This is a genomic window from Rhizobium sp. PL01, assembly GCF_033447125.1.
Taxonomy (GTDB): Bacteria; Pseudomonadota; Alphaproteobacteria; order Rhizobiales; family Rhizobiaceae; genus Pararhizobium.
This window is the reverse complement of the sequence record NZ_JAWQUM010000001.1, coordinates 724,664-747,846: the sequence shown is the minus strand read 5'-3', so window position 1 is coordinate 747,846 and position 23,183 is coordinate 724,664. Positions and strand designations below refer to the sequence as shown.

Sequence of the window (23,183 nt, the reverse complement as noted above, 5' to 3'; positions counted from 1 at the left end):
CAAAAGGCCCGCTTCGCAAGGAGCGGGCCTTTTTACTACATTACAACATGCCGGATCGCCATGATCACGAGCCAGCCGGCAAGCAACATCCAGAGCGATGAAAAGCGCAGGCCAACAACCAGCGCAACAAGCATGGCCACTGCGACATCCCAGCCACCGGAGATAAATGCAGGCGCAACCAGTGTCGAAAGAACGGCTGCGGGCACCGCATTCAACGCCGCCTCCATGCGCGGCGGGATGCGCTTCATCTGCGTGATCATCACATAACCGCCGATGCGGGTCAGGAATGTTGCGACGGCGGCAGCAAGGATCACGTAGATCAACTGCATGTGTTCAGCATTGTCCATGATCAAACCTCATGCTCCAGCGTGACCGGTTCTTCATGCCGTTTTGACAATGGCATGCAGGCGGCAAGCAGGATGCCGGCGATTGCACCGATGCTGACATGCCATGGTGATCCAACGAAGTGCATCGCCGCGATCGACGCCACCGAACTGACCGCGACAACCGGCAACCAGTTGTCGCGCTTACGGAAACCGAGAACCAGCCCCATGAAATAGATCGGCAAGAGCACATCGAGACCGATAGCCTTCGGATCACCGATCATCTGCCCGAAGATCGCGCCGAGCAGCGTCATCACCTGCCACGGCAGATAGATGATCAGTCCGAAACCGAGATACCATGCAAACGTCACCGGCTCGCCGCGTTCGGCCCGTTTTTCAGTTTCGGCATATTGCGGATCGACCAGCAGGAAGAAGGCGAAGAATTTCTGCAGGCCGGAGAAATGGCGGATATGCCGGGCAATCGACGCCGAATAAAGGATATGGCGGAAATTGACCGCGAAAATGGACAGGATAATCAGCCAGGGCTGCACCTTGTGGCCAAACAGCTCAAGACCGACCATCTGGCTGGCGCCGGCATAGACCGTGGCGCTCATGAACACCGCGTCGAAAACGGAAAATCCATTATCCACCGCGAGCGCACCGAACAGCGCTCCGAAGGGTGCTGCGGACACCATGACGGGAAAACCGCCACGCACGCCCTGCCAGAAATCGTCTTTTGTCATTGAAGGAAACTTTCCGGAGCGACGACAGCCCTTGGCCACGTCACATGTGCCGAGATGCGTTCATGATGAAACGCACAGATAGGCCCGGCGGGCCTATCGAACAATTCAATAAGATTGATGCAGTGATCCAATTTTCTGATCGAACGCTGGATCGCAACAAAATCGCGTTTTACCCCTTGGGCTTCACCTGAAACGTATGCTCGATGCCCGGAAACGTGCGTGCCTTGACTTCGTTGGCATAAGCCTCGAAAGCCGCCGACATCTGCGGTGCCAGTTCGGCGAAATGCTTGACGAAGCGCGGCTTGAAATCGCTGAAAATGCCGAGCATGTCGTCGGTGACGAGGATCTGGCCGTCACAGGCCGGCGATGCACCGATACCGATGGTCGGCGCCCTCAGCGTTTCGGTGATCTCGCGGGCCAGCGGCTCGATCGTGCCTTCAACGACGATGGCAAAGGCGCCAGCATCATCGATGGCTTTCGCGTCCCGCCGAATCTTGGCCGCTTCCTTCTCGCTGCGGCCGAGTGAGCGATAACCGCCGATCGTATTGACCAGTTGCGGCATCAGACCGACATGGCCGAGCACCGGAATGCCGCGCTGGGTAAGGAAATCGACGGTTTCCGCCATCTCCGCACCGCCTTCAAGCTTCACGGCACTGCAACCGGTTTCCTTGAGGATACGGGCAGCACTGTTGAAAGCCTGTTCTTTCGATCCCTGATAGGAACCGAACGGCAGATCGACGACGACGCAGGCTTTTTCAGAGCCGCGCATGACGGCCTGGCCGTGGGCGATCATCATGTCGAGCGTGACGCCGACGGTCGAATCGAGACCATAGAGCACCATGCCGAGAGAATCGCCGACCAGCATGAAATCCACATGTGGATCGAGCAGCCGGGCGATTGGCGTCGTATAGGCCGTCAGGCTGACGATCGGCCGTTCGCCCTTCAATGCCTCGATGCTGCCGGGGCTCAGGCGCCGCTTTATTGCCTGTACACTCATGCTCACGCCACCTTTGCAAATTTTGTGGTTTTTGGGCTGAAAACCCTGTTATCGAGCAGCTTCGTGCTCCCGAAGCGGATAAAAAGCAACAGAAGAACCGGTTTTTCGCCGATTTCCGTCAATTCGTGCAGTGTTTCCGGATCGCGCATGGCAACCACTTCAGGCTGCGCCAGAGGCTCAGAACCGATAAAATCGATCACCGCTTTTTCAAGCACTGCCACATCCGTCACGCCACCGGCGATCAGCCGCCCGGCCTCATCGAGTGCCTTCGGCACGATGGCCGCAGCAGCGCGCTGCGCCGGTGTCAGGTAGACGTTGCGCGACGAGCAGGCCAGACCGTCGGCTTCGCGCACGGTTGCGACACCGACCACCTCGACCGGCTGTGCCATATCCTCGACCATGCGGCGAATGATCTGCAGCTGCTGGAAATCCTTCTCGCCGAAATAGGCGCGGTCCGGCTGGACGATGTTGAAGAGCTTGGTGACGACAGTGGCAACGCCTGCGAAATGACCAGGACGCACCGAACCTTCCAGTTCGCTGCCAAGCGTCGGCACATCGACCACGGTTTCCATCGGGCGGGGATACATATCCGCGACACCAGGAGCAAAGAGGAAATCGACGCCGCCTTGAACAAGCATCGCCTGATCGCGGGCAAGGTCGCGCGGATATTTCGTCAGGTCCTCATTGGCGCCAAACTGCAGGGGATTGACGAACAGGCTGACGACGACGATGTCGTTAGCCGCGCGTGCGCGGGCAACCAGCTCCATGTGACCGACATGCAGATACCCCATGGTCGGGACGAGCCCGATGGTTTTTCCGGCGCGGCGATAATCGCTCAGGCGCGCGCGCAGATCGGTAATGGTGGTGATTGTTTCCATCTCGGGATCCTCCAATCCGCAAGCATGCCGCCCTGTTCACGACGGCTGGCCTTGCCAGTTTTCGCAACGAGCATCCGCACGAAACCCGGCGCGGTTTTCCTAACGTGTGCAGTGCAAAAAGACAATTCAAGAATTGAAGGCAAGAATTGTCTTGAGGATAAATCGGGTTCCGGCTTGCCCCAGAACCCGGAGCGGTTATTTGCCGCGGGTTTCGACCCTCTGTTCGATCGCGCCGAAGATGGAATGACCCGTGCGGTCGTTCATCTCGATACGGACTGTATCGCCAAGCGAGAGCGCCGAGGACACAAGGCAGGAGCCGGTGGCAACGATACTGCCAGCGACGAGCGAACGCTTCCCCGCCGCAACCGCCACAGCAGCGGCACAGTCTTTCGCATTGCCCTTGCCACCATCGACCGGCTTGCCGCTCCGGCGGACCATCAGGGAGAGATCCACCCCGTCGTCCAATTCATCCGGGGTGACCGCCACCGGTGAAAACGACGTAGCAACGACAGCACCGGCGGCTGAGACGTCGTTGGCAAGCAGAACGAGAAGAACGGCCTGCTTTGCTTCGTCAGCGCCCACCTGCACGTCCAGATCATCGACGATCACAGCGAGCTGGGCCGTTGTCGAAACATTCGAAGCGCCGTCCGGAACGGAAATGGTATCGCGGGGGCCGGTAAAACCGCCCGAGCCGCCGGCCCAGAAAAATCCGCGCGGCAGCGGCGAAGCGGCATCATGCTCGTGAAACCGCATGGTCGGCTGCGCGCCGGTCTCAACGCCAATGGCAACCCGTGCCAGCCGGGGGCCGGCATGGGCCCAGTCGTCGAGCGCGGCCTGAAGTGTGCGGGCAATATGGCCGACTTCCGAGCAGCGGGTCAGATCCTTGGAGACGACGACGAGTTTGCCGTCGCGGGTACTGTCTTTCAAAGTGGCCAGTTTCATCGCTTGCGTGTTCCTCGGGTTCTGGTTGACACCGGCAGTTCTTTGACCGCCTACCCCCATAGGATACTATTTGATGACGGGTGTCGCGCCGAATTTATCAAGAAAGCCAGCTGTATCGCTGCGCCAAAACGCGCCAATTTCCGTCGGCCATGCAGGCAGCATATCGAACGCTAGCCACGTGGACGATTGCCGCAGCGCCTTGCAGGCGGCATTTTTGGAAAACGCTGCATCATTGCCGTACAATACTACACGCAAAAGTGACATTTAATATATGACACACTATTTCTTCAGTGGTTGATAACGGGTTCTGACTACTTTGAAAAATACCGGTCAGCGACAGACGATTGCCGGGTTATACTGCCACTACCATTGAACCAATATCGGGATTTCGAATGGGCACGGAAATGGCTGAAGCGGAAACGAACGGCAATATAGAAAACAACCGGTTGGAGACCCTGTCGAACTTGTGGATTGCCGGGACGGCTCCAGAACCGCGGTTCGATACGATCGCACAGCTTGCTGCACAGCTTTTCGATGCACCGATGGCCTTCATCACACTGGTTGAAAAGGATATGCAGCGCTTCAAGGCAATGCATGGCATCAATATCCCCGACGTTGCCCGCTCCATATCGATCTGTACCCATACGATCGAAAGCGGCAATGTCCTCGTTATCGACGATATGCTGGCAGATTCCCGTTTTGCCGATAATCCTCTGGTTACGGGGGAGCCCTTCCTTCGTTTCTATGCCGGTGCTCCTCTGACAACAGCCGAAGGCTTCCGCATCGGTGCCCTGTGCATTGCAGATACAGTGCCTCGCCAGGATTTCGGCGAACGGCAGCGGGCAACGCTCGAACGTCTCGCCGCGCTGGTCATGGAACAGGTGCGACTACGGCGGACGGAGATCATCCGCTCGACTGTAATGAATTTTTCCGCTGCGACCGAACTGGCTTTTTTCGCGATCGATGCGGCCGGGCGGATCGAATTCGTCAATCGTGCGGCGCTGAACCTCTTTGGCTATCGCCAGAACGAGATGATTGGACAGCTGATCGACATCATCATTCCCGACCGGTTTCGTGGTGCGCATCATGCCGGCCTCGCGCGGGTTCTGGCGGGGGGTACGACGAAACTGATCGGCAAGACTGTCGAAGTGGTCGCCCGTAAACGCGATCAGACCGAGGTACCGATCGAAATTTCGCTGTCGCTTTGGAACGACGAACGCGGGGTGGGCATGGGGGCGGTTATCCGCGACATCACCGACCGGCGCGAACGCGACGCCCGGCTGCTCAGAATGGCCAATCAGGATACGCTGACGGGGCTCAGCAACCGGCACCGGTTTGAAAATCTGCTTCAGGAGGCACTGTCCGAAAACCGGGGCGCAACCATTGCTCTGCTCGACATCGACGGCTTCAAGGATGTCAACGACAGTCTCGGACATGCCGTTGGGGACGCGCTGCTGCTGGCTGTGGCCGTCCGGCTACCATCGGTTCTTGCCGCAAATGTCACCGTGGCACGCTTCGGCGGTGACGAATTCGCAATGCTGTTACCAGGCCAGATACATGCCGGCGAAGCAATGGCTGCCATCGGCGCGGTGCTTTCGGCCTTCGAAGTGCCGTTCGATGTCGGCGGACATGTCTTCCAACTCGCTGCGACAATAGGCATTGCACTTGCGCCGCAGCATGGCACCGATGCCGAGGAACTGCTCGCCAGTGCCGATTTCGCACTCTACCGGGCAAAGCAGGCCGGTGGCGGCACCATGCTGATGTTCGAGCCTGAGATGCGCAGTGATTCGCTTGCCCGGCGGGCTACCCAGGATGAGCTACTGCGCGCGATGAAAAACAGTGAACTGGTCTTGTACTACCAGCCGCAGGTGTCTCTGGAAGACGGGCATATTCTTGGCGTGGAAGCGCTTATCCGCTGGAAGCACCCCCAGCTTGGCCTACTCTATCCCGTCGACTTCCTGCCGGCACTGGAATCAAGCTCACTTGCCTTGCCGGTCGGCTGGTGGGTTTTGCGGGAAGCCTGCCGTCAGGCGGCGGAATGGCGGGCAAGCGGCCTGCCGCCCATCAAGGTCAGCGTCAATCTCTTCGCAGCCCAGTATCGTGCCGCGACCCTCGTCCAGCATGTCACAAGCGCACTTGCCGAACACAATCTGCCCACGTCTGCCCTTGGCCTTGAGGTCACGGAGACGATAGCGCTTCTCAACGACGATAATGCCCTTGCGGCCGTGCGACGCCTGCGCGACCTCGGCGTCGGCATCGCCTTCGACGATTTCGGCACCGGTTTTGCATCCCTGAGTTCATTACAACGGTTTCCGCTGACTACGCTGAAGATCGACCGGTCATTTATCAGCGAAATGACGGAGAACCCGCATGATGCGGCTATTACCAGGGCAATGTTGATGATGAGCGCCGAACTCGGGCTGGAAACAATCGCAGAAGGTATCGAGACAGAGGAGCAGGAACTGACCTTGCGGCTGCTCGGCTGCAAGGCTGGCCAGGGTTATCGCTACGGTAAGGCGGTTCCGCCGGAGCAAACCGCAGTGCTCCTGGCCAAAGGCTTCACCAATCAAACTGCCATACGGATGCACTGAAGCGCGGTCCGCTCTTTTGGAGCATCGCCCGCGCTTAGATATTTGACTTTAGCCTTCGGCCCGCTTTCCTACAGCAGACCGACCAGAAAATAGAACAGCGCGGAAATCAGCGCTGCTGCCGGCAGGGTTACAACCCAGGCAATCAGAATATTGCCGGCAAGCCCCCAGCGCACCGCCGAGACACGCCGTGCCGCACCAACGCCAATGATCGCGCCTGTAATCGTATGCGTGGTCGAGACCGGAATCCCCAGCCATGTCGCGGCAAACAGGGTGATCGCCCCGCCGGTTTCCGCGCAAAAACCCTGCATCGGATTGAGCTTGGTGATCTTCGAGCCCATCGTGTGGACGATGCGCCAACCTCCGAACAGAGTTCCGAGCGCCATGGCCGACTGGCAGGTGATGACCACCCAGAACGGCACGTAGAACTTGTCGCCGAGATAGCCCTGGCTGAACAGCAGCACGGCAATAATGCCCATGGTCTTCTGCGCGTCATTGCCGCCATGCCCCAGCGAATAGAGCGACGCGGAAATGAACTGCAGGCCACGAAAGCTGCGATCGACGGCAAACGGTGTCTTGCGAAGGCAGACCCAGGACACGATGAGGACCAGCAGCAGCGCCAGCATGAAACCGATCATCGGCGACATGAAAATGGCAGCCACGGTTTTCAGAAGGCCGGAGAGAACAATTGCATCGCCGCCGGTCTTGGCAAGGCCGGCGCCGACCAGTCCGCCAACCAGCGCATGCGACGAACTCGACGGTATGCCGAAGATCCAGGTGACGATATTCCAGATGATCGCCCCCATCAACGCGGCAAAGATCACCTGCGGCGTGACGATGGACGGATCGATGATACCGGTTCCCAGTGTTTCGGCAACATGCAGGCCAAAGAACAGGAAGGCGATGAAATTGAAGAATGCCGCCCACATGACGGCATATTGCGGCCGCAGAACTCGCGTCGAAACGATCGTGGCGATCGAATTGGCGGCGTCGTGCAGGCCGTTGAGAAAATCGAAGAACAGCGCGACGCCGATCAGGGCGATGAGCAATGGCAGGGCGAGCGTCGCGTCCATCAGACGTTCTCGATCAGGATGCCGCTGATTTCATTGACGACGTCCTCGAAACGGTCAACCACCTTTTCGAGTTCGCCATAAATCTCGCTGCCGATGACATAGGCCATTGGGTTCGAGGCGCCGTGGCGACGGAACAGGTCTTTCAGGCCTTGGTCGTGCAATTGGTCGGAGCGTTCCTCAAGCCGCGTGACTTCTTCGGCGATAGCGGTCAGGCGCGGCACATTGGCGCCGATACGGTCCAGCAACGGGATCGCTTCTGCGACCAGCCTGGCGGAATCGATAATCAGAACACCCATTTCGCGCATACGGGGGTCAAAGCTCGTCTGCTCGAACAGCCGGATGGTCTTGACCGTCTTGTGCATCATGTCGATGGCGTCATCCATCGACTGGATCAGGTCCTTGATATCGCCACGATCGAACGGCGTGATGAAACTCAGGCGGACCGCGAGCAGGACGTCGCGGGTGATCGCGTCGGCCTGGTCTTCAAGCGCAATGATGCGCTCGCAATGGGCATCAAGATCGCCCTCGCCGGCAAGCAGCGCCTTCAAAGCTTCGGCTGCACTCACGACGGTGCGCGAATGCGCTTCGAAAAGCTCGAAGAACTTGTCTTCGCGCGGCAGGAGCTTGCGAAACCAACCCAGCATTGTTCATCCACCTATCTTCGTGTTGTCACGAAACTGTCATAATTCTGGCAGCCCTCATAGAGAAGACAGGGGAACGAGGAAAGCTTTTAAGGCAGATCTGGGGCGATTACCCACCGATTAGGACAAACCAACCATCCTCATCCGTAGTTTCAACACCGAGTTCGCGCGCTTTTTCAAGTTTCGAGCCAGCCCCCGGGCCCGCGACCAAAAGATCGGTCTTCTTCGACACAGAGCCTGCGACCTTGGCACCCAGCCGTTCGGCCATGGCTTTGGCCTCGTCGCGCGTCATCTTTTCCAACGATCCGGTAAAGACGACCGTCTTGCCCGCAACCGGGCTTGAGCTTGCAACTGGCGCTTCAGCGTCCTGTGGCGTCACCTCGTCGAGAAGGCGCGATACAACATCCATGTTGCGTGGCTCTTTGTAGAACTCGACGATCGCCCGGGCAACGACATCGCCGATGCCGTCGATCGTATTGAGATCGCTCCAGGCTTCCGAAGTGATGTCACCGGCGGCCTTCATCGCATCCGCGAACGCGATGTAGCTGCCATACGACCGCGCCAAAAGCTTTGCCGTGGTCTCGCCGACATGGCGGATTCCGAGGGCATAGATCAGCCGGTGCAATGCCACCTGGCGGCGGTCGTTGATCGCGTCATAAAGCTTGCGGACGCTGACTTTGCCGAAACCGTCGATATTTTCGAGCTTGGTCAGGGGCGATGCGTTCTGCCGTTTCTCCAGTGTGAAGATATCGGGTGCGGTCTTGATCGACAGCGCCGGATCCTCCGCCTCGAAGAAGAAATCGATCTGCTTTGAGCCCAGACCTTCAATGTCGAAGGCATTGCGCGAAACGAAATGCTTCAGGTGCTCGACCGCCTGCGCCCGGCAGACAAAGCCGCCGGTGCAACGGGTAACGGAATCGAGTTTTCCGGTCTTTTCGTTTCTCTCACGCACGGCATGGCTGCCGCAGACTGGACAGACTTTTGGGAACGGATACCGCTCGGCAGTGGCCGGACGCTTCTCCATCACCACATCCAGCACCTGCGGGATAACATCCCCTGCCCGCTGAACGATGACGGTGTCGCCAATGCGAATATCGTGATCCTCCTCGCGGATGCGCTCGCCGCCATTGCCGATACCTTCGATGTAATCGGCATTGTGCAGTGTCGCATTGGTGACGACAACGCCGCCGACTGTGACCGGCGTCAGTCGTGCGACCGGCGTTAGCGCACCGGTGCGGCCTACCTGAATGTCGATATTCTCCACCGTTGTGAACGCCTGCTCGGCCGGAAACTTGTGTGCCGTCGCCCAGCGCGGCGAGCGCGAGCGAAAGCCGAGGCGCTGCTGCAGGTCGAGCCGGTCGACTTTGTAGACGACGCCATCGATATCGTAATCGAGATCGGGGCGTTTCAAGCCGATATCATTGTAGTGCTCGAGAATGGCCTCAATCGAAGACAGGCGCTGCGTCAGCGGATTGACCGGGAACCCCCAGCGTTTGAACACCTCGACCATGCCGGATTGGGTATCGGCCGGCATCTCCGAGATTTCGCCCCAGGCGTAAGCGAAAAACTTCAGCTTGCGGCTGGCCGTGATCGTCGGATCAAGCTGCCGCAGGGATCCGGCAGCAGTATTGCGTGGGTTGACATAGGTCTGCTTGCCCTCAGCCACCATCTGTTCGTTGAGCGCCAGGAAGTCGCTCTTGCCCATATAGACCTCACCACGAACCTCGACGATCGCAGGCGCATCGGCCGGCAAAGTCTGCGGGATTTCCTTGATCGTGCGGATATTGGCCGTGACGTTTTCGCCGGTCGTGCCGTCACCACGCGTCGCGGCGCTGATCAGCTTGCCGTTTTCGTAGCGCAGCGACATAGACAGACCGTCGATCTTCGGCTCTGCGGTAAAGGCAATCGAGTTGTCGGGCAGCAGGCCTAGAAACCGGTAGACGCTTGCGATGAAGTCCTGCACGTCCTCGTCGGAAAACACGTTGTCGAGCGACAACATCGGCCGCGCATGGGTGATCTGCTGGAAGATGCCCGATGGCGCCGCACCAACTTTGCGCGATGGGCTGTCGGCCCGCACAAGCTCCGGGAATCGCGTCTCGATCTCCTCGTTGCGCCGCTTCAGCGCGTCATAGTCTGCGTCCGAAACCTCCGGTGCATCCTTGCCATGATAGAGTGCGTCGTGGTGCGCCAGCTCGCCAGCCAGCCGTTCCAGTTCGGCGGCGGCATCTTCAAGCGTCAGGTTTTCAACGGCAACGGACAAGGTCGACATGCTGGCAGACTCCACGTTTTGGCTTCGTTTTAGAGAAAATCCCGTGAATGAAAAGCCGCCGCTTCGCAAAGCGTCGATTAATTCCTCAACGCTATAATGCCGGAAAGGCAAGCGCGCCGGAGAACAATAAAAGACCCGGAGGGAGGAGCAGGCATGATTACCGCAACTGCACCCTATTCCCTGCCCCAGCGTCTGCAACGGTTGACTGCGTCTGAGAACGCGTCTGCCGTGCAGACCACCGATCACCCGGATGAGCGGCAACAGGCCGCGTCCAGTACACTTGACGCCCTGCGCAGCATTGTCGAAAACGAACCTCGTGAGCGCAAGGCGCAAGCCGAGGAAACGCTCAAACGCCTCAAGGACGAGATGATGGCGCTGATGCAATGGGGATTTGCGCCCGGAGCGACGGCGCAGCGCTCCCTGCAGCTCGCCAAGCAACTCGGATCAGCCACCGCGCAATTCTCCGATGCCATTTTGGCAGGAAAGAACATGCAGCCCGTCTCCAGCTCGGTTGCAGCGACCGCGGATACATCAATGGATCGGACGGACGAGACGGAAAAGACCGTAGAAGACGCCGGAGTACCCGAGGCAGAGACCAATGTCCTGCCGCAAGCCTATCGCGATATTCTGAACGATGATGTGCCGGACCGGGCATTCCATTCCAGCGACAAGGAGGTCGCAGATTTCAGAAATACTGCGCAGCAACTGCAGTTCATGCTGGAAGACGCCACACGCAGGCTGCACCGGGATGGCCGTCCTGCGGCCTTCACCGATCAGGCGAAGGACAGCTTTGCGACCATCGACCACGCATTATCCCGGCTCGATCGAACGTCAGGCGGTGTAGCGTCGCACCCGGCGGTGGCCAGCATCTTGCTGCTTTAGCCGGCTGGCAATTAGCCGCCGCCCGCCAGTAAGCTCGCTGCAGCTGCCCTCGCCTCATCGGTCACCGAAGCGCCGGCCAGCATGCGGGCGATCTCTTCGGTACGGGCCTTGTCGTCCATGCGGGCGACTCGTGTGGCAATCGTTTCGGATTTTTCCGCAGACGGTCCCTTCGAAATCAACAGATGTGTCGCGGCCCGCGCTGCCACCTGCGGCGCGTGCGTAACAGACAGGACCTGCACGGTTTTCGACAGCCGCTTGAGCCGCTGGCCGATAGCATCCGCGACAGCGCCGCCGACACCGGTATCGATTTCGTCAAACACAAGCGTCGGTGCCGAACCGCGATCCGCCAGCGCCACCTTGAGCGCCAGAAGAAAGCGCGACAGTTCGCCGCCGGACGCCACTTTCATGATTGGTCCCGGCCGCGTTCCGGGATTGGTCTGAACATGGAACTCGACCACGTCGATGCCTTCAGCCGCAGCAATATCCGGAGCGGACGTGACTTCCACCATAAACCGGGCGCGCTCAAGCTTCAGCGCCGGAAGCTCTGCCATCACAGCGTCAGAGAGAGCCGTTGCCGTATTGTGGCGCTTCGCCGAGAGGGCCACAGCCGCCGCATCAAAAGCACCCTTTGTCAGGCCAAGCTGGCCTTCCAGCTGTTTCAACTTTTCTTCACCCGCATCGAGATCAGCCAGATCGGAGATCATCCGGACGGCCAGTGCCGGCAGCGTCGTCACCGGTACGGAATATTTGCGGGCGGCGGCACGCAGCGCAAACAGCCGCTCCTCGACGCGCTCCAGCTCCTTCGGGTCATATTCGGTTTTCCGCAGCGCCGCCTCGACCGCCATCTGAGCGTCGGAAAGCTGGTTGAGCGCGGCGTCGAGCAGTTCGACCGTTTCTTCGAGAAGACCCGGCGCTTCGTGGCTCTTGCGCTCCAGACGCCGGACCATCGACGCAATCAGAGGCACGGGAGATCCATTGCCGTTGAGGAACTCGCTGGCCTCGTTGATATCAACAGCGATGCGCTCTGCCTTCATCATCCGCGACCGGCGTTCGGCCAGATCGTCTTCCTCACCATCCTTCGGTGACAGGGCTTCCAGCTCCTCCACCGAAGAGCGCAGATAATCGGCCTCGCGGGCAGCGGCTTCAACCTTGTCGCGGTGCTTCTTCAGCGTCCGCTCGGCATCCTTCCAGATGCGGTAAAGACCGGCAACAGCCTGCGCCTCTTCGGCAAGGCCGCCAAAGGCATCAAGGAGGGTGCGATGGGCATGCGTATCGACAAGCGCGCGATCATCGTGCTGGCCGTGGATTTCGACCAGCAGCTGGCCTGCCTGGCGCATTAGCTGTACGGAAACAGGCTGGTCGTTGACATAGGCCTTGGTGCGGCCATCGGCCGATTGCACCCGGCGAAAGATCAGGTCGCCATCATCATCGATGCCATTTTCGCGAACGAGCATCCGGGCCGGATGGCTCATGCCGACATCGAACACCGCCGTCACCTGCCCCTTGTCGCCGCCGTGGCGAACGAGAGAACCGTCGCCTCGTCCGCCGAGCGCCAGCGACAAGCTGTCGAGCAGAATGGATTTTCCGGCCCCGGTTTCACCCGTGAGCACAGAGAGGCCTGCCTCGAAGGACAGATCAAGCCGTTCGATCAGGACGATATCGCGGATCGAAATCTGTGAGAGCATCCCGTTTCAAATCTCTTCGCTGACAATCCTGATATTAGGCGCCAACAAGCTGCTTGCCGGCGCGCGAAATCCAAGAGTTGCCGTTTTCACGCGGCTCCAGACCGCCGGTCTGCAGGAGCTTGTAGCTGTCGGCATACCACTGGCTGTCAGGATAGTTGCGCCCGAGAACGGCCGCTGCGGTCTGCGCCTCGGCGGTGATGCCCATGGCGAAATACGTTTCGACCAGACGCGACAGCGCCTCTTCGACCTGATTGGTATTCGGATACTTCTCGACCACCGAGCGGAAGCGCGTGATCGCGGCAAGATATTCCTTGCGCTCAAGATAGTAACGGCCGACCTGCATTTCCTTGCCGGCCAATTGGTCCTTGGCAAAGCGCATCTTGGCTTGCGCATCCTCGACATATTGAGAATCGGGGTATTTGGTAATGACCGCCTGCATTGCCTCGATCGTCTTGAAGGCCGGCTTCTGATCCTGCGTCACCGCCGGGATCTGTTTGGAATAAGCAAGACCGACAATATATTGCGCGTAGGCCGCGTCGTCTGATTCCGGATAGAGATTGAGGTAGCGGCTCGCCCCGTTGATGGCGTCCTGATACTGGCCATTGCGGTAATTGATGAACGACCGCATGACCAGCGCCTTACGGGCATATTCGGAGAACGGATGCTGCTGGTCGATCGCGTCGAACTTACGCGCCGCTTCCGTGGTCTTGCCCGCGTTCAGGTTTGCAAGGCCCTGATTGTAGAGCACTTCCGGCGGATCCGTTTCGGCTGTCAGCTTGGTGATATCGATGTCGGGATCGTTCTGGCAGGCGGTGATCAGCACGCTGCCGGCGGCGGCCGCAAGCGCGATGACAGCAACACGTGCCATCTTCTTCAATTCAAACTGGCCTGCAATTACCATTCGTAAATCCCAACTCCCGCGCCAGTAAGAATACCGCCGCCTATGAACCGCGTTTTAGATCAAGATGCAACAAGATCGCAATGTCATGATGATTGATTAACGCAATTTTGTGGCAGCCTTATCATGAAAAAGCCGGTCAAAAGACCGGCTCTCATCAAATGTTAGACCAGATTTTCCCTATTCGGAACAAATGGCTGCGCATTACGGCGCGTTGACCGCAATGACTTCGCGCGGCGTAGAGCGCTGGCGCTGCGACGTGGTCTCGACGATTTCGTAAGCCGTCGGATCGCTCATCAGCGCCTTCAGCGCATTGGCGTTCATCTTGTGGCCGCCGCGATAAGAACGGTAGCAACCGATAAACGGCGCACCGGCCAAAGCCAGGTCACCCACGGCGTCCAGTGTCTTGTGGCGGACGAACTCGTCCTTGTAGCGCAGGCCTTCCATATTGATGACCGTGTTGTCATCGGCAATGACGACCGAGTTTTCCAGCGACGAACCGAGGCCGCGGCCAGCGGCCCACATGCGCTCGACATCGCGCATGAAACCGAAGGTGCGGGCACGCGACAACTCCGTCTTGAAGACCGCCGGGGTGATGTCACCCTTCCAGGCCTGACGACCGATCAGCGGGCTATCGAAATCGATCTCTACTTCGAAGCGCATGCCATCATAGGGCGTGAATTCCGACCAGGAAGCACCTGATTCGATACGGACCGGCTTCAGGATCCGGATATACCGGCGCTTGACCGCAAGCGCCTTGATGCCGGTCTGCTCGATAGCGTCAATGAACGGAGCCGAGCTGCCATCCATGATCGGCATTTCGGCGCCCTGCACTTCGATCAGCAGATTGTCGAGGCCGAGTGCGTAGATTGCGGCCATCACATGCTCGATCGTGGCGATCGAAGTGGCTGGCGAAAAGCCGAGGATGGTGCAGAGATCCGTATTGCCGACCTGAGAGGAGACCGCCTTGAATTCGCTGATCGTCTGTTCGCCGACAACACGCTGGAAAACGATGCCGCTGTCCGCTTCCGCCGGATGAAATGTGATTGCTACCTCGGCGCCAGAATGTACGCCGGTGCCGCTCAGAGTGACAGAGTGTGCAATCGTTGTCTGAAATCCAAGCAGTCCAATTCCCAGTCCCATGCTTATCGCCTTCAAATGCTATGTGGCGTTACCGCCGAATGTCTCAAGAGGACCAGAGCTGCGCGTTTTCCAAAGCCGCAAGATACACAGTCGGAAAGCAACGCTTTGGCGTCACCACCCGGTCCAATATGCAAACTTTCGCGTTTAGAATCGCAATGCTGCCCCATCAGTCCTGATTATGAAGATAATTGCAGTGGGCCGTCATTCCAAATCACTGTTTCTTTCGCTTTGTTACGCGACGCACACACGGTGCTTAGGTATTGGAAAAATTCAATAATTCATAAAAAATGCCCGGGCGCAAACCCGGGCATTTCGGCAAGGAGGAAGGTGGGCTAAAAAATCAGTTCGACTGGCGGCGCAGGAAAGCCGGGATTTCGAGCTGATCGTCTTCATGTGCACGCGGCTGCGAGGCAGCGCGGGCACGGTCATCGAGAGGGGCGGCCCGGCGCGGCGCGTAAACGCTGGCTTCGGGCGACAGCGGACGACGCTGCTGCGAGGCAGCTGCCGGTGCACCGGCAGTCATGTCGGAGGCGACATCATGCGGTTCTTCTTCGCGGCGGGCGAGCGAATTGGTGATTCGCTTGAGCAGGCCCATCGGGCCGCGCTCTTCATGCTGAACCGGCTGTGCCCGGTGCTCGGCTTCAGCCTTCACCATCGGCGGAAAGTCTTCGACCCGCGGCATGCGGACCTGTTCGGCCTGCTGACGGATGACCGGAGCAATCGGCTCCTGGCGAACCGGGGCCTGTGCGACCGGCTGCTGGTAGACTGGCGTCTCGATAGCCCGCTGAACCGGAGCGGCCTGGACGATTGGCTGCTGTTCTACCGGCGCGCCTGCGAAAAGCTTGCTCTGCGGACGGAAGTCGTCCTGAGCCTGCTGAACCGGTGCCGTAGCACCACCGCGTGGCATCGAGAGGAACAGTTCGCGTTCCAGTTCGGCTGCACGAATGGCTTCGGCGATCGAATCGCTGGTCTGCTGCACCGGCTGGGCAACCTGCTGCTGAACGACAGGCTGCTGGGCGACCGGAGCCGGCTGCTGAACGGCGACCGTTTGCTGGACCGGCGCTGCCGGGATCGCAATGGACGGACGGACGATCGGCCGGGCTGCTACCTGACGAAAGTCAGCAGAACGACCGGCTACCTCCGCAGCCGTCCGATCGATACCCGTTGCCACGACCGAAACGCGGATGAGGCCTTCGAGTTCTTCGTCGAATGTTGCGCCGAGGATGATGTTGGCGTCCGGATCCACTTCCTCGCGGATACGGGTGGCAGCTTCGTCGACTTCGAACAGGGTGAGGTCACGGCCGCCGGTGATCGAGATCAGCAGGCCCTGGGCACCCTTCATCGAGGTTTCGTCGAGCAGCGGGTTGGCAATTGCAGCTTCGGCTGCGGCCATTGCGCGGCCTTCGCCGGATGCTTCGCCGGTGCCCATCATGGCGCGGCCCATTTCGCGCATCACAGAACGAACGTCCGCGAAGTCGAGGTTGATCAGGCCTTCCTTGACCATCAGGTCGGTGATGCAGGCAACGCCCGAGTAGAGAACCTGGTCAGCCATCGCGAAGGCGTCGGCGAACGTGGTGCGGTCATTGGCGATCCGGAACAGGTTCTGGTTCGGAATGACGATCAATGTGTCGACGGACTTCTGCAGTTCCTGGATGCCCATGTCGGCGAGACGCATGCGGCGCTGGCCTTCGAACTGGAACGGCTTGGTGACGACGCCAACCGTGAGGATGCCCTTGTTGCGGGCAGCCTGGGCAACGACTGGAGCAGCACCGGTACCGGTACCACCCCCCATGCCGGCAGTGACGAAGCACATATGCGTGCCGTTCAGGTGATCGATGATCTCATCGATGCACTCTTCAGCGGCCGCACGGCCGACTTCCGGCTGCGAACCGGCGCCCAGACCTTCGGTCACGGCAACACCCATCTGGATGATGCGCGAAGCCTTGGTCATGGTCAGCGCCTGAGCATCGGTGTTGGCGACGACAAAATCGACGCCTTCGAGGCCTGCGGTGATCATGTTGTTGACTGCATTGCCGCCGCCCCCGCCGACACCGAAGACGGTGATGCGGGGCTTCAGCTCGGTGATGTCCGGCTTTTGCAAGTTGATCGTCATTGTACCCGTTCCTTCCTGGTTTCTGGCCGCCTTGCCGAGCCGGCCAAATCACTAAATCCCGTATTGCATCCCGTCAGCCGTCAGGCTGATGGGCTCAAAAGCTTTCCTTCAGCCATTGACCCATCCGGGCGATACGGCTGTTGTTTCCTGCAAGAGACGAGAGCAGACCGCCCTGCGCCGCATGTGTTTCCATGTCCGCGACCTGCGGATAGATCATCAAGCCGACGGCTGTCGAAAAGGCCGGCCCCTTCGCCGCTGCCGGCAGTCCGGAGACGCCGAGCGGACGGCCGATGCGGACGTTGCGGGCGAGAATCCGGCGCGCTGATTCCGGCAGGCCGGTCAACTGCGCAGCACCACCCGTCAAAACGACGCGCTTGCCGACAATCGGCGAGAAGCCGGACCGCTGAATGCGGTCGCGGATCAGTTCCAGTGTTTCTTCGATACGAGCCCGAACGATGCGCGAGACGAGAGCCCGCGGCACATGCGTCGGCTGATCGCGGTCGTCCTCGCCGATCGGCGGAACAGACACGATGTCGCGCTCGTCGGCGCTGTTGGGCAGTGCCGAGCCGTGAACGACCTTCAGACGCTCCGCATCCTCAATGCGGGTGGACAGGCCACGGGCCAGATCGGTCGTCACGTGGTGACCACCGAGGCTGATCGCATCGGCATGAACCAGCTTGCCTTCTGCGAAGACCGAGATCGTCGTGGTGCCGCCGCCCATGTCGATGGCAGCGCAGCCGAGTTCGACTTCGTCGTCCACCAGGGCAGCGAGGCCGCTTGCGTATGGCGTAGCAACAATACCCTCGACCGACAGGTGAGCGCGGTTGATGCAGAGTTCGAGGTTTTTCAATGCGGCGCGTTCCGCCGTCAGCACGTGCATGTCGACACCCAGCGCATCGCCGAACATTGCTAAGGGATCGCGGATGCCGCGTTCGCCGTCGAGCGAGAAGCCGGTCGGCAGCGAATGCAGAATAACGCGGTCCTGGCGCAGCGACTGCTGACCGGCGGCGGCCAGAACCTTCTTCAGGTCAGCAGCATCGACTTCCTGGCCACCGAGATCGATGGAGGCGGTATAGATATCGCTCTGCAGGCGGCCGGCAGAAATATTGACGATCAGGCTATCAATAGTCAGTCCGGCCATGCGCTCGGCTGCATCGACTGCGAGGCGCACGACGCTTTCTGCAGCATCGAGATCGGCGATTACACCGTTCTTCATGCCGCGCGACTTGTGATGGCCGATACCGATGATCTCGATCGAATGGGTGCGTCCCGGCAGGATCTGGCTCTCGGCACGCGGCGTCAGCCGGCCGATCATGCACACCACCTTGGTAGAACCGATATCGAGCACGGAAACGACATGCGACCGCTTGGAAGAAAGCGGCTTCAGACGCGGCAGCCCAAAATGAGAGGAGCCGAAGATGCTCATGTACGGCCTTCCTTTTCCTGCTTCTTCAACATCTTCGTGCGGGCTTCCAGAACAGTCTGGCGGCGGGCAGCAGCTTCGGGGGTCAACTGAACCGTGGTGCGGTCTTCCAGTCTCAGATCAACCGCTGCGATGTCACGTTCCAGCAACTGCTGGCCCTCTTCCATCGTCGACAGAACCTGCATGGCGCGATCCAGATCATGCTCGGGCAACTTGATGTTAATGCCGTTGTCGAGAATCAGATCCCAGCGGCGGCCGGCGACACGAACATAGGCCTTCACACGCTTGCTGATTTCCGGCCACTGCGAAAAGCGCTCGTAGAACGCAGCCGCCGTGGTTTCCGCATCGCGGCCGACAAACAGCGGCAGCTCGGAGAATTTGTTGTCGCGCAGCGGCGCAATCACGCTGCCGCTCGCTTCGATCAGCGACAGATCAGAACCGTGCTGCCAGATGCCGAACGCCTTGCGCTCCTTGAGATTGACCTCGATCGTACCCGGATAGACCTTGCGCACGGCAACATCCTCGACCCAGGGCATTTCGCTGATCAGCTTGCGCGCCACGCCGATGTCGAGGGCAACCAGCGAGGTTGCACCGTCAAGACCCAGCTGCTGCAGGATGTCGATTTCAGAGGTCTGGTCATTGCCGGAGACCTTGACGTCCTCGATCGCGAAACCGACAGCCGTCGTGGTCGTCTGTGCGAAATCCTGACTATGGCCGCCGAGCGACATGCCGTAGAAACCGGTCGCGGCGAAAAACGCGAAGACAGACACGGTGCCGGTATACGGCATGAAATGGATGCGCCCAGTTCCGAGACTGACAAGGAAACGCACGACGCGGCGCAGCGGCCGCGGCAGAACGCGCTGACCATCAAGATCAGCCGCCTCCAGCGGAGCCCGTCCTCTTCCTGCTTTCCTGCCCTTCAACGCAAACACGACGCGTCCTCCACGATCCACTTGAGGAATTCACCAAACGTATGGCCTGCATGAACGGCCATTTCAGGAACCAGAGAGGTAGGAGTCATTCCAGGCTGAGTATTAACCTCCAGCCAGATAAGCTCCCCTTCTGCAGAGAAACGGTCGTCGAAGCGGAAGTCGGAGCGGCTTACGCCGCGGCATCCAATCGCCTGATGCGCCATGACTGACAGTGTTTGTATTTTTTGGTAAATATTCGGTAAAATATCCGCCGGAATGACGTGTTTTGAACCGCCTTTCACATACTTTGAATCGTAATCGTAGAAGGCGTGTCCCTGGGGTATCACTTCCGTGACAGCAAGAGCCGTATCGCCCATGACGCCACAGGTGAACTCGCGGCCGTAGACATAACGCTCGACCATGACACGGTCGCCATAGCGCCATTCGCTCGACGTGACGATCTGCGGCGGGTGCGACTGATCTTCCTTGACCATCACCACGCCGAAGCTCGAACCTTCACGAACCGGCTTGACCACATAGGGCGGCTTCATCGGATGATCGGAGCCGAAATCATGGCGATCCATAACGCGCGCTTCGGCAACGGGAATACCGGCAGCACTGGCGACAAGCTTGGCCTGCGCCTTGTCCATGGCCAACGCCGAGGCAAGAACACCGGAATGTGTATAGGGGATCTGAAGATACTCGAGGATGCCCTGGATCGTGCCATCCTCGCCAAAGGGACCATGAAGAGCGTTGAAGGCAACATCGGGACGCAGATCCGCAAGAACGGATGCAACGTTGCGATCGACGTCGATTCGGGTGACGCGGTAGCCTTCTGCCTCCAGGGCATCGGCGCACGCAGTCCCGGACGACAGGCTCACCGGCCGCTCCGAAGAAAATCCGCCCATCAGGACAGCCACATGCTTACCACTCATAAAAACCCCCGACATTACGCCAGCCTTACAAATCGCTGCTTGCGCCTAGCTTGTTTTCGAGCTGAGTCGCACTCGCCAGACACAACCTCACTAGAGCCGGATTATAGTTAATGAACCGTTTACTTTGGTTAACCCTATCCAAGGCATCGATAAAATATTTCGCACCGACTCAAATTGGCGATTCGATTCATCGCTTAGAATCAGAGTGTTAATCGCGAGGCAAGGAAAATGGCGCGCACTATGCCGATAAAATGGAAAGGCCCCGCAGCGTGCGCGCGGGGCCTATCTGGTTCAAATCCTGTCAGATGAAACGGTCTCAGTCGTCTTCGCCGACAACCTTCCAGATGATCGCGCCGATGGCAGCACCGACAATCGGGGCAAGCCAGAACAGCCACAGCTGTTGCAACGCCCAGCCGCCGACGAACAGAGCCTGACCGGTGGAACGCGCCGGGTTGACCGATGTATTGGTGACCGGGATCGAGATCAAGTGGATCAGTGTCAGGGTGAGACCAATGGCGATCGGAGCAAAACCGACAGGAACGCGGCCATGGGTGGCGCCCAGGATGATGAAGATAAAGAAGCCGGTCAAAAGCACTTCGATGACCAGTGCCGAGGTCAGCGAATAACCGCCCGGCGAATGTTCGCCGTAACCGTTGGCCGCAAAGCCGCCGAGCTGGAAATCAGCCTTGCCGCTGGCAACCAGATACAAGGCCGCAGCTGCGACGATGCCCCCTGCAACCTGGGCGATGATGTAACCGGGAAGCGAGGCGGCCGGAAATTTGCCGGCAACCGTGAGCCCTACCGAGACGGCAGGATTGAAGTGACCGCCCGAGATGCCGCCGACCGCATAGGCCATTGTCAGCACGGTGAGACCAAAGGCAAACGAGACTCCGAGCAGGCCAATGCCGACTTCCGGAAAAGCTGCGGCGAGGACTGCGCTACCGCAGCCGCCGAACACAAGCCAGAATGTTCCTAAAAATTCCGCAGAAAGCTTCTTGAACATGGATTCCCCTTCAAACGGAGCAGTGCTCCTAAAGTGCCTGATGCGCATGGGCAGCGCCTCCGTCAGACCCCCTGAAGGAAACGCATGCGCACCCCAGCCTGTTTGCCGCACCCGGTCGCCGAATGCACAACCCAAGATTTGCCACAATTCGATTCTGGTCAAGGATTACGCGTGACGAGAACCGCTCTGGGCGCATTTTTGGTCACTTCGGTGAAAATCATTGCAATCCAATGGTAGCTTCAGCGACACTTTTGCGACAGGAAGCCTGCGAAATCTTGCCGATAGTTGCGCTTGAAGGGTTTTATTGCCGGTTCGTCTGCGTTAAAGCCGGGCAGCTGCCTCCCAAGACGGCATTAACATTCCCAATACGGACACATGATAATGAGCGACACACACTCCACGTTGTCGCCGACGGCAGAGCCGTTGAACAAGGGCCCGCTCAATTCGCCAGCCCGCGTTCTGCTCGCAAGCCTGGTCGGCACGACCATCGAATTCTTCGACTTCTACGTTTACGCCACCGCCGCCGTGCTGGTGTTCCCGGTGCTGTTCTTCCCGAACAGCGACCCCACCACCGCACTGCTCGCCTCCTTCGCCACGTTCTCGATCGCCTTCTTCGCCCGCCCGTTTGGTGCGGTCGTATTCGGCCATTTCGGCGACAGGGTCGGCCGCAAGACGACACTGGTGGCAGCACTTCTCACCATGGGCGTCTCGACTGTTATCATCGGCCTGTTGCCCACCTATGAGCAGATCGGTGTGATTGCGCCGCTTCTTCTGGCGCTGTGCCGCTTCGGTCAGGGCTTTGGTCTCGGCGGCGAATGGGGCGGTGCTGTTCTTCTTGCCACGGAGAACGCTCCGGAAGGCAAGCGCAGCTGGTACGGCATGTTCCCGCAGCTCGGCGCCCCTGTCGGGCTGTTCCTGTCCTCCGGCGCCTTCTGGCTGCTGCTGCACCTCATGACCCAGGAGCAGCTGCTTAGCTGGGGTTGGCGCATTCCGTTCATCGCCTCGATCATCCTGATCGCCGTCGGTCTCTGGGTCCGCCTGTCAATTACCGAAACGCCGGCGTTCCAGAAAGCCATCGACAAGCATGAACGCGTCGATGTTCCAGTGGTGGAACTGTTCCGCAACCACAAGCGCAGCCTCTTCCTCGGCACGTTCGTGGCACTTGCGACCTTCGTGCTGTTCTACATCGGCTCGGCCTATCTTCTCTCCTACAACGTCAAGGTCCTGAAGATCCCGTTCCTCGATGCGCTGGAGATCCAGATTGTTGGTTCGATCATGTTCGGTATCTTCATTCCGATCGCCGGCAAGCTGGCCGAACGCTTCGGACGCCGCGAGGTCCTGATCGCAACGACCGTCCTGATTGGCATCTTCTCGTTCTTCCTGAACAGCCTGATGACATCGGGCGAAGCCGCCATCTTCGTCTTTGCAGTGATCGCCATGGCGCTGATGGGCCTGACCTATGGCCTGATCGGTACGGCGCTCGCAGCCCCCTTCCCGACCAATGTGCGCTACACAGGCTCATCGATCACCTTTAACCTCGCCGGCATTTTCGGCGCCTCGCTTGCGCCCTATGCCGCAACCTGGCTGCAGGTGAACTACGGCATGGCCTATGTCGGCTACTATCTCGGCGCAGCAGCCGTGATCACGCTGATCTGCATCCTGCTTTCGGGCAAGGACGAGGTCTGATCGCCATTCAACACCAAAAAGCCGCCGCGGATCACTCCACGGCGGCTTTT

Annotated in this window: 20 protein-coding genes; 4 read left to right on the top strand and 16 right to left on the bottom strand. The window is 59.3% G+C overall.

The annotated features are described in order from the left end of the window. Positions 1–35: 35 nt before the first annotated feature. The 5 genes from R6X40_RS03420 to R6X40_RS03400 all read right to left on the bottom strand — a co-directional run bounded on the left by R6X40_RS03420 (position 36) and on the right by R6X40_RS03400 (position 3,883). On the bottom strand, positions 36–347 hold the full coding sequence (locus tag R6X40_RS03420; RefSeq protein ID WP_318410954.1) for an AzlD family protein: 312 nt from the start codon (positions 345–347) through the stop codon (positions 36–38). 2 nt (positions 348–349) lie between these two features. Then, on the bottom strand, positions 350–1,066 hold the full coding sequence (locus R6X40_RS03415; RefSeq protein ID WP_318410953.1) for an AzlC family ABC transporter permease: 717 nt from the start codon (positions 1,064–1,066) through the stop codon (positions 350–352). A 169-nt stretch (positions 1,067–1,235) separates the two neighbouring features. Continuing rightward, the gene (panB, locus tag R6X40_RS03410) at positions 1,236–2,063 is read right to left on the bottom strand and encodes a 3-methyl-2-oxobutanoate hydroxymethyltransferase (protein ID WP_318410952.1); all 828 of its coding nucleotides are present in this window, start codon (positions 2,061–2,063) and stop codon (positions 1,236–1,238) included. A gap of 2 nt (positions 2,064–2,065) precedes the next feature. Continuing rightward, entirely contained in the window at positions 2,066–2,941 is an 876-nt protein-coding gene (gene panC, locus R6X40_RS03405; RefSeq protein ID WP_318410950.1) for a pantoate--beta-alanine ligase, read from the bottom strand. Positions 2,942–3,136: 195 nt separating this feature from the next. Continuing rightward, positions 3,137–3,883: a fumarylacetoacetate hydrolase family protein gene (locus R6X40_RS03400; RefSeq protein WP_318410948.1), complete on the bottom strand. Its 747-nt coding sequence runs from the start codon at positions 3,881–3,883 to the stop codon at positions 3,137–3,139. A 73-nt stretch (positions 3,884–3,956) separates the two neighbouring features. On the opposite strand from R6X40_RS03400, the gene R6X40_RS03395 reads away from it, so the two are divergent. Together R6X40_RS03395 and R6X40_RS03390 are read left to right on the top strand one after the other, a co-directional pair. After that, entirely contained in the window at positions 3,957–4,151 is a 195-nt protein-coding gene (locus R6X40_RS03395) for a hypothetical protein (RefSeq protein ID WP_318410946.1), read from the top strand. Positions 4,152–4,275: 124 nt separating this feature from the next. Further along, the gene (locus R6X40_RS03390; protein ID WP_318410944.1) at positions 4,276–6,474 is read left to right on the top strand and encodes a putative bifunctional diguanylate cyclase/phosphodiesterase; all 2,199 of its coding nucleotides are present in this window, start codon (positions 4,276–4,278) and stop codon (positions 6,472–6,474) included. A 68-nt stretch (positions 6,475–6,542) separates the two neighbouring features. On the opposite strand, the gene R6X40_RS03385 is transcribed toward R6X40_RS03390, so the two are convergent. The 3 genes from R6X40_RS03385 to ligA all read right to left on the bottom strand — a co-directional run bounded on the left by R6X40_RS03385 (position 6,543) and on the right by ligA (position 10,454). Next, on the bottom strand, positions 6,543–7,544 hold the full coding sequence (locus R6X40_RS03385) for an inorganic phosphate transporter (protein WP_318410943.1): 1,002 nt from the start codon (positions 7,542–7,544) through the stop codon (positions 6,543–6,545). Continuing rightward, positions 7,544–8,188, bottom strand: a complete 645-nt coding sequence (locus R6X40_RS03380) for a DUF47 family protein (protein WP_318410942.1) — start codon at positions 8,186–8,188, stop codon at positions 7,544–7,546. Before R6X40_RS03380 ends, R6X40_RS03385 begins: the two co-directional genes overlap by 1 nt. Before the next feature lie 106 nt (positions 8,189–8,294). Further along, positions 8,295–10,454 carry an NAD-dependent DNA ligase LigA gene (gene ligA / locus R6X40_RS03375; protein ID WP_318410941.1) on the bottom strand — a complete coding sequence of 720 codons (2,160 nt, stop codon included), beginning with the start codon at positions 10,452–10,454 and terminating at the stop codon, positions 8,295–8,297. A 153-nt stretch (positions 10,455–10,607) separates the two neighbouring features. Here ligA and R6X40_RS03370 point away from each other — a divergent pair, with 153 nt between their 5' ends. Beyond that, positions 10,608–11,336 (top strand): hypothetical protein, encoded by a 729-nt coding sequence (locus R6X40_RS03370; protein ID WP_318410940.1) that lies wholly within the window; start codon positions 10,608–10,610, stop codon positions 11,334–11,336. Positions 11,337–11,347: 11 nt separating this feature from the next. Here the strand turns inward: R6X40_RS03370 and recN are convergent, their stop codons facing one another. The 8 genes from recN to aqpZ all read right to left on the bottom strand — a co-directional run bounded on the left by recN (position 11,348) and on the right by aqpZ (position 21,447). Further along, complete coding sequence (gene recN, locus R6X40_RS03365; protein ID WP_318410938.1) at positions 11,348–13,021, bottom strand: DNA repair protein RecN; 1,674 nt, start codon at positions 13,019–13,021, stop codon at positions 11,348–11,350. Between the two features lie 34 nt (positions 13,022–13,055). Next, positions 13,056–13,889, bottom strand: coding sequence for an outer membrane protein assembly factor BamD (locus tag R6X40_RS03360; RefSeq protein ID WP_412178325.1), 834 nt, complete (start codon positions 13,887–13,889; stop codon positions 13,056–13,058). A 234-nt stretch (positions 13,890–14,123) separates the two neighbouring features. Further along, positions 14,124–15,056: a UDP-3-O-acyl-N-acetylglucosamine deacetylase gene (gene lpxC, locus R6X40_RS03355; RefSeq protein ID WP_318411309.1), complete on the bottom strand. Its 933-nt coding sequence runs from the start codon at positions 15,054–15,056 to the stop codon at positions 14,124–14,126. Between the two features lie 346 nt (positions 15,057–15,402). After that, positions 15,403–17,175: a cell division protein FtsZ gene (ftsZ, locus tag R6X40_RS03350; RefSeq protein WP_318410935.1), complete on the bottom strand. Its 1,773-nt coding sequence runs from the start codon at positions 17,173–17,175 to the stop codon at positions 15,403–15,405. 94 nt (positions 17,176–17,269) lie between these two features. Further along, the gene (ftsA, locus tag R6X40_RS03345) at positions 17,270–18,601 is read right to left on the bottom strand and encodes a cell division protein FtsA (RefSeq protein ID WP_318410934.1); all 1,332 of its coding nucleotides are present in this window, start codon (positions 18,599–18,601) and stop codon (positions 17,270–17,272) included. Further along, positions 18,598–19,530 carry a cell division protein FtsQ/DivIB gene (locus R6X40_RS03340; protein ID WP_318410932.1) on the bottom strand — a complete coding sequence of 311 codons (933 nt, stop codon included), beginning with the start codon at positions 19,528–19,530 and terminating at the stop codon, positions 18,598–18,600. The genes ftsA and R6X40_RS03340 overlap by 4 nt, the downstream gene beginning before the upstream one ends. Further along, positions 19,518–20,444, bottom strand: coding sequence for a D-alanine--D-alanine ligase (locus tag R6X40_RS03335; RefSeq protein WP_318410930.1), 927 nt, complete (start codon positions 20,442–20,444; stop codon positions 19,518–19,520). The genes R6X40_RS03340 and R6X40_RS03335 overlap by 13 nt, the downstream gene beginning before the upstream one ends. Positions 20,445–20,760: 316 nt before the next feature. After that, complete coding sequence (gene aqpZ, locus R6X40_RS03330) at positions 20,761–21,447, bottom strand: aquaporin Z (protein WP_318410928.1); 687 nt, start codon at positions 21,445–21,447, stop codon at positions 20,761–20,763. Positions 21,448–21,828: 381 nt separating this feature from the next. Between aqpZ and R6X40_RS03325 the strand changes: the two genes are divergently transcribed. Continuing rightward, positions 21,829–23,133, top strand: coding sequence for an MFS transporter (locus R6X40_RS03325; protein ID WP_318410926.1), 1,305 nt, complete (start codon positions 21,829–21,831; stop codon positions 23,131–23,133). Positions 23,134–23,183: the final 50 nt, after the last annotated feature.